The 1,392-nt window shown below is 66.8% G+C and carries 1 protein-coding gene; it reads left to right on the top strand.

Translation table 11 applies throughout. The features are described 5' to 3' along the window. The first annotated feature begins 97 nt into the window (after positions 1 to 97). A complete protein-coding gene (locus AC0IY0_RS28670) occupies positions 98 to 1,117 on the top strand; it encodes an IS110 family RNA-guided transposase (RefSeq protein WP_461232482.1) in 1,020 nt (339 codons plus the stop codon). Positions 1,118 to 1,392 lie beyond the last annotated feature (275 nt).

Here is a 1,392-nt window from a genome sequence, read left to right as displayed (position 1 = left end):
ATGCTTATGGGATGGCCCGCCCCTCACCGAACCGTTGGTGGCATGCTGCTGCCTTGGAGAAATGGAGGGATCGGGAATGGCAAAGAGTTCGGTCGCCGTGCTGGGTATCGATCTCGGCAAAAACAGCTGTAGCCTGGTTGGCTTCGACCCAGCCGGTACGGTGGTTCTGCGTCGTCGCGCACGGCGTGAGACGATCGTCGGCCTCACGGCCAAGCTGTCCGCTTGTGTCGTCGCGATGGAGGCCTGCTGTGGCGCCCATCACCTCGGGCGGCTGCTGGCCGCGCAGGGACATACCATCCGACTGATGTCGCCCGAGTATGTCCGCCCCTACGTCAAGGCGCAGAAGAACGACGACCGCGATGCCGAAGCGATCGCCGAGGCCGCCACACGTCCGACGATGCGCTTCGTGCCCCTCAAGGCGCAGGAGCAACTCGACATGCAGAGCCTGCACCGGGTCCGGTCTCGGCTGGTCGGCATGCGCACCATGCTCATGAACCAGCTCCGCGCGATCCTGCTGGAGCGCGGTCTCGTTTTCCCGCAAGGCCGCCGCAAGTTCGAGACGGCGGTCGGCATTCTCGTGACGGATCCCCAGGCGCAGATTGGCGCGCGTATCCAAGCTCTCGTCGCCGAGATCCGTGAGGAGTGGGCGAGCCTCGACGGCCGTATCGAAGCGCTCGACCGAGAGTTCGCGGCGCATGCCCGCGCCGACGAGGCGGCACATCGCCTGGTGTCGATCCCGGGCGTCGGGCCGATGACGGCCACGGCCTTGCGCGCGGCCATCGACGACGGAAGCGCCTTCGCGTCCGCGCGCGACCTGCCGGCTTGGCTTGGCCTCGTGCCCCGACAGCATACGACCGGTGGCAAGCCGAAGCTGCTCGGCATCAGCAAGAGGGGCAACGCCTATCTGCGTGGGCTCTTCATCCATGGGGCGCGCGCAGCGCTAGCCTCGCTGTCCAAGGTCGAGGATGCGACCGGCCGATGGCTGCGCGGTCTGCTGGCGCGGGCGCACTACAACGTCGTGGTCGTCGCGCTCGCCGCCAAGCTCGCGCGGATCGCCTGGGCGACGCTGCGCAAAGGAGTGAGCTTCGAGCGGCGGCCGGAGCCGGCCCTCGCATAGGGCATCAAAAGAGGTTGACCTGAGGCGGAGCACGATCGCTCGGCGCAGGTCACCGAGGTCTGCGGGAGGACAGTGAAGATGGCCTGACGGTCGAGCGGCGTTCCGGAAGCCTGGCAAAAAAAGCGGCCCCCGAGGCCGAATTGCTTATGAGGCCCGGGACGTGCGGCTCTCCATCTTGGCGGCGGCCACCATGCCGACATGCCGGATACGTTTGTGCAGACCGGTCACAGGCATCTTCATCGACGACCTTGCAGACGGGGCGGGCCATACGTTTT

The sequence above is a fragment of the Methylobacterium sp. AC315 genome (genome assembly GCF_979253755.1).
Note: the sequence above shows the minus strand (reverse complement) of the source record. Positions and strands in the feature narration are given on the sequence as shown.